The 13,110-nt window shown below is 68.3% G+C and carries 14 protein-coding genes and 2 pseudogenes; 8 read left to right on the top strand and 8 right to left on the bottom strand.

Features of this window, described 5'->3' with window-relative positions; all coding sequences use genetic code 11:
* Positions 1 to 69: 69 nt before the first annotated feature.
* The gene (pyk, locus tag SLG_RS02540; RefSeq protein ID WP_014074846.1) at positions 70 to 1,527 is read right to left on the bottom strand and encodes a pyruvate kinase; all 1,458 of its coding nucleotides are present in this window, start codon (positions 1,525 to 1,527) and stop codon (positions 70 to 72) included.
* Positions 1,528 to 1,641: 114 nt separating this feature from the next.
* Between pyk and SLG_RS02535 the strand changes: the two genes are divergently transcribed.
* Positions 1,642 to 1,935: a DUF1244 domain-containing protein gene (locus SLG_RS02535; RefSeq protein WP_014074845.1), complete on the top strand. Its 294-nt coding sequence runs from the start codon at positions 1,642 to 1,644 to the stop codon at positions 1,933 to 1,935.
* Between the two features lie 324 nt (positions 1,936 to 2,259).
* Positions 2,260 to 3,303 carry an aspartate-semialdehyde dehydrogenase gene (locus SLG_RS02530; protein ID WP_014074844.1) on the top strand — a complete coding sequence of 348 codons (1,044 nt, stop codon included), beginning with the start codon at positions 2,260 to 2,262 and terminating at the stop codon, positions 3,301 to 3,303.
* 48 nt (positions 3,304 to 3,351) lie between these two features.
* Here SLG_RS02530 and SLG_RS02525 read toward each other — a convergent pair whose 3' ends face one another.
* Both SLG_RS02525 and parS read right to left on the bottom strand, forming a co-directional pair.
* On the bottom strand, positions 3,352 to 3,789 hold the full coding sequence (locus tag SLG_RS02525) for an RES family NAD+ phosphorylase (RefSeq protein ID WP_014074843.1): 438 nt from the start codon (positions 3,787 to 3,789) through the stop codon (positions 3,352 to 3,354).
* Positions 3,786 to 4,208 carry a type II RES/Xre toxin-antitoxin system antitoxin gene (gene parS, locus SLG_RS02520; RefSeq protein ID WP_231848732.1) on the bottom strand — a complete coding sequence of 141 codons (423 nt, stop codon included), beginning with the start codon at positions 4,206 to 4,208 and terminating at the stop codon, positions 3,786 to 3,788. The genes SLG_RS02525 and parS overlap by 4 nt, the downstream gene beginning before the upstream one ends.
* Before the next feature lie 350 nt (positions 4,209 to 4,558).
* Here parS and SLG_RS02515 point away from each other — a divergent pair, with 350 nt between their 5' ends.
* The gene (locus SLG_RS02515; RefSeq protein WP_014074841.1) at positions 4,559 to 6,370 is read left to right on the top strand and encodes a DEAD/DEAH box helicase; all 1,812 of its coding nucleotides are present in this window, start codon (positions 4,559 to 4,561) and stop codon (positions 6,368 to 6,370) included.
* Positions 6,371 to 6,469: 99 nt separating this feature from the next.
* Here SLG_RS02515 and SLG_RS02510 read toward each other — a convergent pair whose 3' ends face one another.
* Together SLG_RS02510 and SLG_RS02505 are read right to left on the bottom strand one after the other, a co-directional pair.
* A complete protein-coding gene (locus SLG_RS02510; protein ID WP_014074840.1) occupies positions 6,470 to 7,336 on the bottom strand; it encodes a sigma-70 family RNA polymerase sigma factor in 867 nt (288 codons plus the stop codon).
* Positions 7,336 to 7,791, bottom strand: coding sequence for a carboxymuconolactone decarboxylase family protein (locus tag SLG_RS02505; protein ID WP_014074839.1), 456 nt, complete (start codon positions 7,789 to 7,791; stop codon positions 7,336 to 7,338). Before SLG_RS02505 ends, SLG_RS02510 begins: the two co-directional genes overlap by 1 nt.
* Positions 7,792 to 7,996: 205 nt before the next feature.
* Between SLG_RS02505 and SLG_RS02500 the strand changes: the two genes are divergently transcribed.
* From SLG_RS02500 to SLG_RS22420, 5 genes and pseudogenes are all read left to right on the top strand, one after another.
* Positions 7,997 to 8,236: a DUF2312 domain-containing protein gene (locus SLG_RS02500; RefSeq protein ID WP_014074838.1), complete on the top strand. Its 240-nt coding sequence runs from the start codon at positions 7,997 to 7,999 to the stop codon at positions 8,234 to 8,236.
* Positions 8,237 to 8,355: 119 nt separating this feature from the next.
* Positions 8,356 to 8,673, top strand: coding sequence for a heavy metal-binding domain-containing protein (locus SLG_RS02495; RefSeq protein WP_041392438.1), 318 nt, complete (start codon positions 8,356 to 8,358; stop codon positions 8,671 to 8,673).
* A gap of 12 nt (positions 8,674 to 8,685) precedes the next feature.
* A complete protein-coding gene (locus SLG_RS02490; RefSeq protein WP_014074836.1) occupies positions 8,686 to 9,438 on the top strand; it encodes an SDR family oxidoreductase in 753 nt (250 codons plus the stop codon).
* A 137-nt stretch (positions 9,439 to 9,575) separates the two neighbouring features.
* Positions 9,576 to 10,526 (top strand): annotated as a pseudogene (locus SLG_RS22100) (NF038122 family metalloprotease); the annotation flags it as partial.
* A gap of 75 nt (positions 10,527 to 10,601) precedes the next feature.
* Positions 10,602 to 10,718: pseudogene (locus SLG_RS22420) on the top strand (PEPxxWA-CTERM sorting domain-containing protein); the annotation flags it as partial.
* Between the two features lie 235 nt (positions 10,719 to 10,953).
* Here SLG_RS22420 and SLG_RS02480 read toward each other — a convergent pair.
* Genes SLG_RS02480 through hrcA form a run of 3 tightly spaced genes read right to left on the bottom strand, consistent with a single transcriptional unit; the run spans position 10,954 to position 12,967 of the window.
* A complete protein-coding gene (locus SLG_RS02480) occupies positions 10,954 to 11,346 on the bottom strand; it encodes a hypothetical protein (protein ID WP_014074834.1) in 393 nt (130 codons plus the stop codon).
* Between the two features lie 10 nt (positions 11,347 to 11,356).
* Entirely contained in the window at positions 11,357 to 11,914 is a 558-nt protein-coding gene (grpE, locus tag SLG_RS02475) for a nucleotide exchange factor GrpE (RefSeq protein WP_014074833.1), read from the bottom strand.
* A gap of 9 nt (positions 11,915 to 11,923) precedes the next feature.
* Positions 11,924 to 12,967 carry a heat-inducible transcriptional repressor HrcA gene (hrcA, locus tag SLG_RS02470; protein WP_014074832.1) on the bottom strand — a complete coding sequence of 348 codons (1,044 nt, stop codon included), beginning with the start codon at positions 12,965 to 12,967 and terminating at the stop codon, positions 11,924 to 11,926.
* Positions 12,968 to 13,110: the final 143 nt, after the last annotated feature.

Raw genomic sequence — 13,110 nt, 5'->3', positions numbered from 1 at the left:
CGGAACTAGTTCGCGGCTCACCAGGCGCCCCAATCGCGCGCCCCCTCAGCCTGGCCCATCTCCGCGCCCCTAACCCTCCCCATGGACCCGCAGTTCATCGCCCCGGATGGTGGCGACGTGCAGCACGTTGGTGGAGCCTGGCGTGCCGAAGGGGACGCCGGCGAGGACGATGATCTTGTCGCCGCCTGCCGCGATGCCGTGGCGCAGGGCCATGCGCTTGGCCTTGCCGATCATTTCCTCGAAGCTGCCGATATCCTTGGTGCGCACGGCGTGGACGCCCCAGAACAGGCCCATGCGGCGCGCGGTGGTGGCGCGCGGCGTGAGGGCGAGGATGGGCGCGGAGGGCCGCTCGCGCGCGATGCGGCGCACGGTGCTGCCCGATGCGGTGAAGCAGACGATCGCCTTGGCCGAGACGGTGGTGGTGATCGTCTGGCTGGCGCCGGCCAGCGCGTCCGACGTGGTGGGATCGGGCATGGTCTTGGTGAAGTGCAGCCGATCGAGATAGCCCGGATCATGCTCCACGCTGTGCGCGATGCTGTCCATCATCGCCACGGCCTGCTCGGGCCAGTCGCCTGCCGCCGTCTCGGCCGAGAGCATCACCGCGTCCGCGCCGTCATAGACCGCCGTGGCCACGTCCGACACTTCCGCGCGGGTGGGCGTGGGCGACTTGATCATCGATTCGAGCATCTGCGTCGCCACGACCACCGGCTTGCCGAGGCGCCGGGCGCTCTCGACGATCTGCTTCTGCAGCGGCGGCACCGCATAAGGCGGCAGCTCGACGCCGAGATCGCCGCGCGCCACCATCACCGCGTCCGACATCTCCAGTATCTCTTCCAGCCGGTTGAGCGCGGCGGGCTTCTCGATCTTGGCGAGGAGCTGGCCATAGCCGCCCATCAGCCGGCGCGCCTCGGCCAGATCGTCCGGCCGCTGCACGAAGGAGAGCGCGATCCAGTCCACCCCCGCCTCGATGGCGAAAGCGAGGTCGCGCCGGTCCTTGTCCGTGAGCGCGGCCATCGGCAGCACCACGTCCGGCACATTGACGCCCTTGCGCTCCGAGAGCTGCCCGCCGACCTCGACCAGCGTCTCGATGGCATCGTCGCTCACGGCCTTCACGCGCAGCACCAGCTTGCCATCGTCCAGCAGCAGCCGCGTGCCCGGCTGAGCGGCAGCGAAAATCTCCGCATGGGGCAGCGCCACGCGCCGCGCGTCGCCGGGCTCGGTGTCGCGGTCCAGCCGGAAGCTGTCGCCCGGCTTGAGCATCACCGGGCCATCGGCGAAGGTGCCGATGCGCAGCTTGGGGCCCTGCAGGTCCGCCAGGATCGTGGTCGGCCGGCCAAGCTCCTTCTCCAGCGCGCGGATCGCCTCGACATTCGCCGCATGCCCCTCATGCCCGCCATGGCTCATGTTGAGGCGGAACGCGTCCGCCCCGGCCAGGAACAGCCGGCGGATCATCTCGCTGCCACTGCTGGCCGGGCCGAGCGTGGCGAGGATGCGGACCTTGCGGGTTCGGGGGGCAAGTTTCTTCATCGGTAAAGGCAACCCCTTGCGTCAGCGATATGCCTGCCCAAATGACGAAAGCGACGCGGCAAGCGCGGCGAACAGGGCGGCAATGGTTCGAACAGAAAGCAGAAGAGGCATTCAATGACGATAGAGACGCTCGATGACAAGACGGCGGCAGCGGCTTTCCGGCGGCTCGTCCACCATCTGCGCCATCGCACCGACGCGCAGAATGTCGATCTGATGGGCCTGGCCGGCTTCTGCCGCAATTGCCTCGCGGACTGGGTGGCCGAGGCGGACGGGGCGATGGACCGCGAAAGCGCGCGCGAGATCATCTACGGCATGCCCTATGCGCAGTGGAAGGACCATCACCAGAGCGAAGCCACGCCCGAGCAGCTGGAGCGCATGAAAGCCAGCGTGGCGCGCAACGCCGGCTGATCTGTGTCGCGGCGCGCGGGGAGCGCTTTTCACGCAAGGAAATGTCGTGAAGCGGGCGCGCCGTGCAGCCTTGTCACAAAATTTGCGCACCCCCTGTTTACTTGGGGCACCGACGCCGCTAGAGGCCCGCGCGATGTTCACGATGATCGCCCTGCCGACGATTATGACCAAACCGACCCGCATTCGCGGGGCGGTGTCTGGTACGCGCGCGGCCTGAGGGCCACGATCATCCGGACCGCAAGCCCCGCGAAGCGCGCGGGGCCGACTTTCCGACCGGAAGCCTGACCGCCGCGTTCTCCGCCCAACACAAGGAGACGTTCACTCATGGTTGCCCGCTTCTCATCCAATGTTCCGCTCAATGTCGGCGTCGTCGGCGCGACGGGCCTCGTCGGCTCGATGATGCGCCAGCTGCTCGAGGAACGGGACTTCCCGGTCGGCACGCTGCGCCTGTTCGCCTCCGCCCGCTCGGCCGGCTCGCAGGTGGACTTCAAGGGTGAGAAAGTGACGGTGGAGGACGCCGCCACCGCCGATTTCGCCGGGCTCGACCTCGTCTTCTTCTCCGCCGGCGGCTCGACCAGCAAGGCGCTGGCGCCCAAGGTGGCCGCCGCGGGCGCCATCGTGATCGACAACAGCTCGGCCTGGCGCAGCGATCCGGACGTGCCGCTCGTCGTCGCCGAAGTGAATGCCCATGCGCTCGCCAACATGCCCAAGGGCATCATCGCCAATCCCAACTGCACCACCATGGCCGCCATGCCCGTGCTCGGCCCGCTGCATGAGGCGGCGGGGCTCAAGCGGCTGATCGTGGCGACTTATCAGGCCGTCTCGGGCGGCGGCATGGAAGGCATCGATGTGCTGGCCCGGCAGATCGCCGCCGTGGGCGACAAGGGCGCCGCGCTCGCCTTCAACGGCAAGGCGGACTTCCTTCCCGCGCCCGAGAAGTGGGCCGTGCCCATCACCAACAACATCGTGCCGCTCAATTATGTGCTGGGCGAGGACGGCTACACCGAGGAAGAGCTCAAGCTGCGCGACGAGAGCCGCAGGATCCTGGGCATTCCCGACCTGCCCGTCTCGGGCACCTGCGTGCGCGTGCCGGTGTTCACGGGCCATGGCCTCTCCATCAATGCCGAGTTCGAGCGGCCCATCGACGTGGAGACGGCGCTGGCCCTGCTCGGCAAGGCGCCCGGCGTGGTGCTGAGCGACGTGCCGAACGCGCTGGAAGCGACCGGCGCCGATCCCGTGTTCGTCGGCCGCGTGCGCCCCGACCGCACGGTGGACCACGGCCTCGCCATGTTCGTGGTGGGCGACAATCTGCGCAAGGGCGCCGCGCTCAACGCCGTGCAGATCGGCGAAGTGCTCTGCGGCCGATGAGCTGACGTAGCCTCCCCTCCCCGGTGATGCGCCGGGGAGGGGGTGCGATCAGGGGAACAGGCGGGAATCGAAGCGGAACGGGTCGGTGCGGGTGATGGCTACGCCCGACATGGCCGGATGGCGGGGATTGAGGAGCATGTTCCACTCCTGCGACACGATGACGCTGCGCACCATGAGGACGAGGGCCGCGCCCGCCGTCAGAAAATCATCCCCGGCGCGGCGACAGGCTGCGTCCGTAACCGGGCGGGGCTCGATCCGATGGACCGGCGCATCATCGGGTATCTCGATGGCGAGCAGCTGATAATCGTCCGGCAGCAGGGTGGACGGCAGATCGAGATGCACCAGCACTTCCAGCACCGCGAGGCCGGGACTGGCGGCGGTGTAGACCATGGGCCGCCCCGCCGAATTCCAGCGCCCGCCCCACAGGCGCGCGCCCTCCCCGTCCAGCGCGACATGGGCGGCCTTGCACAGCCGGTGAACGATCACGCGGCGATGCCGTGCGCGATCCGCCCCAGCAGCGCTTCCACCACGCGCGCGCCCTGATCGGTATCGGCCGTGGCCAGCGGCGTCTCGCCGCCAAGCGCGCGGTTCTCCCGATTGAGCCAGAGATGCGCCTTCTGCGTGTCGCCGAAGGTTTCCTCGGCAGCGGCGACGACGCCGACGAGGCGCAGAAGCCTGTCCGACTCCGCCTGGTCGAGCGGTTGCTCGCTCTTCTGCCGCCGCCGGAAGGTGCGGCGATTGAGGACCTGCGGATCCAGCGCATTGAAGGGCAGACCGGCGGCGGCGAGGAAATGATCGACCGCCTGCGTGGGCACGCCGCGCCGCACGAGCCGGACGATATCCCGCTCGTCGTTCAGCGGACCGGTCACGCTTTCGCCGCCGAGCAGCGCCTGAATTCTTGCCACTGCGCCCAATATCCGACTCCTGCAAAATGCCGATCATGGTCCGGCATTTTGTAATATAGGCCTGTGACGGAACTACGGCAAGCCAGTCGCTCGCGACATTGCGGCGCCCCATCTTGCTTTTCCCCGCGAACAGCCCTATGTGCATCGCAGCATTCGGCGCGCGGACTAGTGATCCGGCGCAATTCCGAGCAGCGTGAGGCCCCGCGATCTTCGCACAAGGGCGGCCGGGACGAACGGATGCGAAACCGCAAAAGCTTCCTTATTCACGCAGGGTCGCCCGTAACGGAGACCCCTGTTGCGCGCGCGCCTCTGACGCGCATGCGCCGCATGTCCTTATCGAGAGTATATTCATGTCCTATTTTTCCGACCTTGGTCTTGCCGAGCCCCTCCTTCGCGCGCTCGAAACCAAGGGCTATGCCGACCCGACGCCGATCCAGCAGCAGGCGATTCCCGCGCTGCTCGAAGGGCGCGACCTGCTGGGCATTGCCCAGACGGGCACCGGCAAGACCGCCGCTTTCTCCCTCCCCTCGCTGCACCGGCTGATCGGCAATGCGCAGGCCCGCAAGCCGGCCTCCTGCCGCATGCTGGTGCTCTCGCCCACGCGCGAGCTCACCGCGCAGATCGCCGAGAACATGCGCGGCTATGCCAAATATCTGAACCTTTCCGTGCAGGTCGTCTTCGGCGGCGTGCCGGTGGGCAAGCAGGCGCGCGCGCTGGTGCCGGGCTGCGACATCCTCGTCGCCACGCCGGGCCGCCTGCTCGACCTGATCGAGCAGCGCGCGCTCACGCTGCGCAATGTCGAGATCTTCGTGCTCGACGAGGCCGACCAGATGATGGACCTCGGCTTCATCCAGCCGCTCAAGCGCATCGCCGGGATGCTGCCCAAGGAGCGGCAGAGCCTGTTCTTCTCCGCCACCATGCCGCAGGCCATCGCGGACCTGGGCAAGCAGTTCATCCACAATCCGGTGAAGGTGGAAGTCGCGCCGCAATCGACCACTGCCGAGCGGGTGGAACAATATGCCACCTTCGTCGAGCAGCAGGAGAAGCAGGCGCTGCTGACCCTGCGCCTGCGCGAGGCGATCGCCTCGGGCGCGCTGGACCGGGCGCTCGTCTTCACCCGCACCAAGCATGGCGCGGACCGCGTGGCACGCCACCTCGTCGCCGCCCAGATCAGCGCCGCCGCCATCCACGGCAACAAGAGCCAGGGCCAGCGCACCGCCGCGCTCAAGGGCTTCCGTGACGGCAGCGTCCAGATCCTCGTGGCGACCGACATCGCGGCGCGCGGCATCGACGTCTCGGGCGTCTCGCATGTGTTCAACTTCGAGCTGCCCAACGTGCCCGAGCAATATGTCCACCGCATCGGCCGCACGGCGCGCGCAGGCGCAGACGGCATCGCGATGAGCTTCGTCGCGCCGGACGAGCGCCCCTATCTGCGTGACATCGAGCGGCTGACCCGCGTGAAGCTGGAGCAGATGCCGCTGCCCGAGAATTTCGTGGTCGAGGCACGGCGCCTGCCGCTGCCCTCCAAGAAAGCCATCGAGCAGGCCGTGGGCGACAGCGCCCCGGGCCGCAATGCCGGCAATAGCGCGCGCCAGGGCCGTCGTCCGCAGCGCGCACGCCATGGCGAGCGCGGCGCACCGGCACAGGCCGACCGCCGGCAGGACGGGCATGCACCCCGGCCCGAGCGGCAGGATCGCCGGCCCGCCCGCGCCGAGCAGGCCGCCCCGCAGGGCGAGGGCCGTCGCGAGCGGCCGCTGATCGAGATCCGCATCGAAGGCCGCGGCCGCCCGGCCTGGTCCGAGCGCACGCCTGAGGGCGGTCGGGATCATGCGAGCCGCGATGGCCGCCCCCAGCGTCGTGGCCCCGAGGGCAACGAGCGCGGCGGCCGCAACGGACAGCGCCACGACGGCGCTCGCCAGGGCGAGGCACGCGGTGGCGGGCAGGGCCGCCCGAACTTCGATCCGCTGGCCGTCTATGGCGATCAGCCGGCCCGGCGCGACGGCGAGCAACTGCCCAAGCGGATGCGCGAAGGCGCGCCCGCCGGTGGCGAAGCCGAGCGTGGCCCGCGCCGCGACGGCGGCCAGCGCCGCTTCGGCAATGGCCGTCCGCAGGGCAATGCCGGTGGCGGCGGGCGCCGCAGCCGGGCTGGCCGGAGCGGCTGACCGCTTCTGCGCGAAGATATGATCGTCCCGCCCGCCCCGCGCCTGTGCACGCGGCGGGCGGACTGACGCTTCGATCCGGACCCGAGCCGCGCGCGCCCCTCAATGCAGGTGGCGCAGCTTGTCCGGATTGCGCATGACGTAGATGGCGGCGATGCGGCCATCCTCGATGTCCAGCGCCGTCGTCTGATATTCGCCGTCCGCTTCCAGCGTCACGAAGCCCGGCAGGCCGTTCACGAAGCAGACGCGCACCAGCTGCGATCCATGCTTGCGGAACAGGATGCCGAGCGCCTTGTGAAGCTGCATGACCTGCGCGAAACCGAGCGCCGGGCGGATCGTCGCCGGGCGCTTGCCGCCGCCATCGCTGTGCATGCTCACATCCTGCGCGAGCATCGCCCCGAGCGCGCTCATGTCGCCACTGCGCGAGGCAGCGAAGAAAGCGCCGGCAATCTCCAGCCCGCGATCCCGCGCGATGCGAAAGCGCGGCCGCGCTTCCCGCACATGCGTGCGCGCCCGCGCCGCGAGCTGCCGGCACGCCGCCGCATCCCGCCCGACCGTCGCGGCGACTTCCGCGAAGCCGAGGCCGAACACATCATGCAGGAGAAAGGCCGCCCGCTCGAGCGGCGAGAGACGCTCCAGCGCCAGCATCAGCGGCAAGGTGACGTCTTCCTCCTCCTCGCCCGCATCCTCCTCGACCAGCGGATCGGGCAGCCACGGCCCCACATAGGTTTCCCGCCGGACATGCGCGGACTTGAGATGATCGAGGCACAGGCGCGTGACGACCCGGCGCAGGAACGCCTCGGGCTCGCGGATCGCGGCCTGATCCGTGCCCATCCAGCGAATGAACGCTTCCTGCACCATGTCCTCGGCATCGGCCACCGAGCCGAGCATCCGGTAAGCGACCCGGACCAGCCGGGGACGCAGCGGATCGAACCGCGCCGCCGCGTCCTGCCGCGTCCCCCGCTCCATCAGGCCGCTGCCTTCACGGGCATGTCGTACCAGAGATCGAAACCGACGGCGATGCGGTTCCAGCCATTGATGATGTTGATCATCAAGGTGAGCTTCACCTGCTCCTCCTCGGTGAATTCCCAGTTCAGCGCTTCCTTCGCCGCCGCGTGCGCATGGCCCTCCGACAGGCGGGTGAGCGCTTCCGTCCAGCCCAGCGCCGCGCGCTCGCGATCCGTGTAGCAGGGCGCCTCGCGCCAGGCGGAGAGCAGGTAGATGCGCTGCTCGGTCTCGCCCTTCGCGCGCGCCTCATGGCTGTGCATGTTGATGCAGTTCGCGCAGCCGTTGATCTGCGAGGCGCGGATCTTGACCAGCTCGATCAGGCTGGACTCGAGGCTGTCGGCCACGGCGAGGGACACATCCGTCCAGCTCTTCATCAGCGCGGGCGCGGCGGCATAGGGATTGAAGCGGGTGGTCATCGTCATCTCCTTCGGTCAGGTTGCACGGACATGACGAACCGGCGCCAGCGAATGTGACATCGGCCCCGATTTTTTCATGCTGGCGGGGCCAGGCGCGCACCGCGAGCGCCCCTGCCCACTCTCGATGCTGGACACCGGCCCGGCCGGATGGCTAGGAGCGCGCATCCGATTCTGACCCACATTCCTTTCCGGAGACCATCACATCATGAGCGACAATATCGCCGCCGATCAATTGCGCCTTCTCATCGAGCGCGTCGAGCGCCTGGAAGAAGAGAAGAAGGGCATCGCCGACGACATCAAGGACGTCTATCTCGAAGCCAAGGCCACCGGCTATGACGTCAAGATCATGCGGCAGATCATCCGGCTGCGGAAGATGCCGGCGCACGACCGCCAGGAGATGGAAGCCATCCTCCAGACCTATCTGGCCGCGCTCGGCATGGAGTAAGGGCCCTCTGGTCATTTCGCGTGGCGCGCGCTAGCCATCCTCTCCGGGACCCGAACCCGGGACAGAGCGAGAGGACAGGCGATATGACCGACGGACCATGGGGCGGCAACCCGGGCGAGATGATCGTGACCACCACCAACAATGTGGATGGCCGCCCCGTCCAGCGTTATTGCGGCGTGGTGACCGGCGAAGTGATCGTCGGCGCCAATCTCTTCCGCGACCTCTTCGCCAGCGTGCGCGACATCGTCGGGGGCCGCGCGGGCGCCTATGAGGAAGTGCTCTCGCGCGCCCGCGAGGAAGCACTGGCCGAGATGCGCGAGCGCGCCGCCTCGCTCGGCGGCAATGCCGTCATCGGCGTGGACCTCGATTATGAAGTGCTGGGCGCCAACGGATCGATGCTGATGGTCTCGGCCACCGGCACCGCCGTGTATGTCTGAAGGCCGCGCAGCATGACGGGACGCGTCGCGGTCATCACCGGGGCGGGCAGCGGCATTGGCCGCGCCGTCACGCTCACGCTCGCCGCGCGGGGCTATCGGCTCGTACTTGCCGGCCGGCGGGCGGACGCGCTGGACGAGACGGCCGCGCTCGCCAGCGGATCGCCCGAGCCGATCCTCTGCGTGCCGACCGACGTCTCCGACGCAGGGTCCGTCGCGGCGCTGTTCGACAAGGCGGTGGCGCGTTTCGGCCGCGTCGACCTGCTGTTCAACAATGCCGGCCTCAATGGCGGGCGCTTCCCGATCGAGGACATGGACGTCGCGCTCTTCCGCGAAGTGGTGGACGTCAACCTGACCGGCGCCTTCCTCTGCCTGCAGGCGGCCTTCCGCGTGATGAAGGCGCAGCAGCCGCGCGGCGGACGCATCATCAACAACGGCTCCATCTCCGCCTACAGCCCGCGGCCGGACACCGTCGCCTACTGCGCCAGCAAGCATGGCGTGCTGGGGCTGACCAAGGCCGCCTCGCTCGAAGGGCGTCGGCATGACATCGCGGTGGGGCAGATCGACATCGGCAATGCCGCCAGCGCCTTCTCCGAAGCCTTCGCGCGCGGGGTGCCGCAGGCGGACGGCCGGCTGGTGCCCGAGCCGGTGATGGATGCCAGCGTGGTGGGCGAGACGGTCGCCTATATGGACAGCCTGCCCCCGGACGCCAATGCCCAGTTCCTGACGGTGATGCCGACGAAGATGCCCTTCATCGGGCGGGGGTAGGCCGGGCGCGGATGGCCACGCTCCTGCGATCCGGCGCGGAATGTCCCGGATTGAGCCATGTCGCCATGTCGGCAGTTGACTTTTGCGGCGCGTGAACCAGCTTCGCCGACATAGTTAACAAGGGGGGTATCATCATCATGAGGACGTCGGTCGCCGCCATTCTTCTGGCCTCGACTCTTGCCGCCGCGCCGGCACAGGCACTCACCATCGATCTGTTCGACATGGGCGGCATGGCGCAGGGCACGGCGCAGTATACCGCCTTCCGCACGGCGGCGAATTATTGGGAAAAGCTGATCACCACGGATACCACCGTGCGCATCGACACTTATTTCAATGCGCAGGGCATCAACGGGCCGATCGGCGGCACCAGCAACTATTACTATACCGCGAATGTCTCCACGGTGCTGAACGCCATGGCCAGCGTCGCATCCGGCTCGGCGATCGATCAGACGGCCATCGCTCATCTGCCCGATGCCAGCTCCGGCTCCATCGGCATGTGGACCCCGGCCTATACCGATCCCGTGGCGCAGACCGGCGCCGACCCGTTCGCCAAGCAATGGGACAATGACGGCAGCAACAACAACAGCACCTTCGGCGTGACATGGGCGCTCGGCAAGGCGCTGGGGCTGGTCTATGTCGACAGTTACAAGGATGGTTCGATCAATTTCAATTCCGACCTGTCCTTCGACTTCGATCCGACCGACGGCATCGATGCCGGCAGCTACGACTTCACCTTCACCGCCTTCCACGAGATCGGCCACATCCTCGGCTTCACCTCCGGCGTCGACTATTATGACGCCTTCGCGCCCTCGGACGGCTATCACTGGGACTGGGACTGGATCGGCCACGGCACCGACATTTTCCGCTATTCGGAAGACGGGCTGGACTGGTCGCTGGGCGGCACGCCCTTCTTCTCGATCGATGGCGGCGAGACGGCCCTGCTGGGCGGCGCCTTCTCGACCGGCGCGAACTGGGGCGATGGCCAGCAGGCCTCGCACTGGAAGGAAGGGCTGGGCATCATGGACCCGACCGCCGCGAAGGGCGAAATGGGCGTCCTGAGGGCACTGGACCTCGCCATGTTCGATGCGCTTGGCTGGAATCTCAGCGTCGACGCGCTCGCCGACCCCGATCTGCGCATCACCACGGCCGCCATGTTCGGGCCGAGCGCCGTGCCGGAACCGGCAAGCTGGGCCATGATGATCGGCGGCTTCGCGCTCATCGGGGCATCGCTGCGGCGGCGGACCGTTCGCTTCGGGAAGATGGCGCCGGCCCTCGCCTGAACAGAGCGATCCCGGCCTTGCGGTTCCACAGCGCAGGCCGGGATCAAAGCGGCCTGGGGGCGTGGACAGATTTACGGCGCCATGGCTAGGCACCCTATCTCGTCATGAATGATGTCCTCCCGGGCTTGCAAGATTCAAGGCAGCGGGATCCCGGGTCAGGCCCGGGATGACGTAGGAAAATGGCTGAAAATCTGGCTTTTGGCGCCCTCAAAGTCTGGGAAGTTGTCCAGTTCGTCTAGAGAGCTTTCCTGAGCTTTGAGTCATCGCCCCGGGGCACCGGGAGCGGGTCTTCGAGCAGGGTCCAGCCGCGCCCGTCGTGCGCCAGCCAGCTCGCATAGCGATACCAGCCCCGCGCGGTGCGCTGCTCCCAGCGGCATTCCTGTTCGGTGGGCTCTTCCGCGGCGGCCGGGCTGCACTGGATCTCACGCAGATCGTCCGGGCCGACGCGGCCCGCGCCGAAAGCCGCGAGCGCATCGGCCAGTGCCGGGGCAGCCGGGGCCGGGGCGGAGGCGGCCGGCGCGGCAGGCGGGTTTGTCGCCTGCGCCTGCGCGAGAGCGGCAAGCATCCCGACGCCGAGGCCGAGGCCCGCGAAAAGAGCGGCGCGCCCGCCTCGTCCGGAAAAGGGCATGGCCGCCCGGTCAGTCCGCCGCGCGGGCGACGCCGACGAGGGCGGGACGCAGCAGACGATCCTTGATCGTGTAGCCCGCCTGCATTTCCTGCACGATCGTGCCGGCCGGCGCGTCCGACGGGATCTCGACCATCGCCTGATGCCGGTTGGGGTCCAGCGCCTCGCCCACGGAGACGAACTTCTCCACGCCATGCTTGCGGAAGGTGCTTTCCAGCTCCTTGCCGGTCGCTTCGAGGCCGGCGACCAGCCCCTTCATCTTCTCGTCGTCGCGAAGCTCGGCCGGAATGGCATCGAGCGCGCGAGAGAGATTGTCGGCGACGGACAGGATGTCGCGGGCGAAGGCCGTCGCGGCATAAGCGCGCGTGTCGGTCAGCTCCTTCTCCAGCCGGCGGCGGACATTCTGCGTCTCGGCCATGGCATAGAGCGTTTCCTGCTTCGCCGTCGCCAGCTCGTCCTCCAGCGCGGCGATGCGCGCGGCGACGGCTTCCTCGGGCGATCCGGTGTTGCCGGTGCTTTCCGCCACGTCGGCGGCCAGCGTTTCGTTCTCGTTCCTTGTCTCGTCAGTCATGTCGTTCCGTCACTGCATCAATCTGCTGAGGGTTTGCGCCGTGAAATCCACCATGGGGACGACACGGGCGTAGTTCAACCGGGTGGGGCCGATCACGCCGACCACGCCGATCACGCGGCCGCCGGGGCCGCGATACGGGGCCGCTATGACCGAAGAACCGCTCAGGGAAAAGAGCTTGTTCTCCGAACCGATGAAGATGCGCGTCGCGGCACCGGCCCGGGCACTGTCCAGCAGGCGGGCGATCTCGCTCTTGCCTTCCAGCTCGTCGAGCAATTGCCGCACCCGCTCCAGATCGGCCGTCGCATGCGCATCGATGAGATTGGCCTGCCCGCGCACCAGCAGCACCGGCCGGTCCTCCGAATCGCGGCTCCAGGCGGCGAGGCCACGCGCGATGAGATTGGCCGCCGCCTCGTCCAGCGCATGCTCGCCGTCCGCGATCTGCTGCGCGAGCCATTGCTGCGCCTCGCCAAGCGTGCGGCCGCTGGCATGGGCGGACAGGAAATTGGCCGCCTCGATCAGCATGGACGGCGTGGTGCCGGGCGGCAGATCGACGACGCGGTTCTCCACGCTGCCGTCCGTGCCGACCAGCACGGCCAGCGCCTGCGTGCCCGAGAGCCAGGCGAAGCTGAACTGCTTCACCACCGCCTCACGCCGCGGCACCATCACCAGCCCCGCGCAGGCGGACAGGCCGGAGAGCAAGGCCGTGGCGGTGTTGAGCGCATTCTCGATCGGCCCTTCGCCGGACAGCTCCCGCTCGATCGCCCGCTTGTCGTCGTCATGCGGCTCATCCGCCTGCATCATCGCGTCGACGAAGAGGCGCAGCCCGGTTTCCGTAGGCATGCGCCCGGCCGAGGTGTGCGGCGCGGCGAGCAGGCCGGCTTCCTCCAGGTCCTGCATCACGTTGCGGATGGAAGCGGGCGACAGGTTGAGCCCGGGCAGGCGGCTGATCGTGCGCGAGCCGACCGGCGCGCCGGTGCCGAGATATGATTCGACCACCACCCGGAAGATGTCGCGTGCGCGATCACTCAGAAAATCGAGAGGCGGGCCTGTCATGCTGCCCAATGTAGGACGCCGCGGGGCGCGGGCCAAGCATTCTCGCGCGATATGCGCTCATCGCGCGATTTCGGCCCGGCGGGTGTTCCACCGCGCCCGGAATCGCTCTAGAGCGCCCTCGAGTCAGCAAAGAAGGAACCGAC

The sequence above is a fragment of the Sphingobium sp. SYK-6 genome (assembly GCF_000283515.1).
GTDB classification, from domain to species: domain Bacteria; phylum Pseudomonadota; class Alphaproteobacteria; order Sphingomonadales; family Sphingomonadaceae; genus Sphingobium; species Sphingobium lignivorans.
This window is presented reverse-complemented; position numbering and strand designations above follow the sequence as displayed.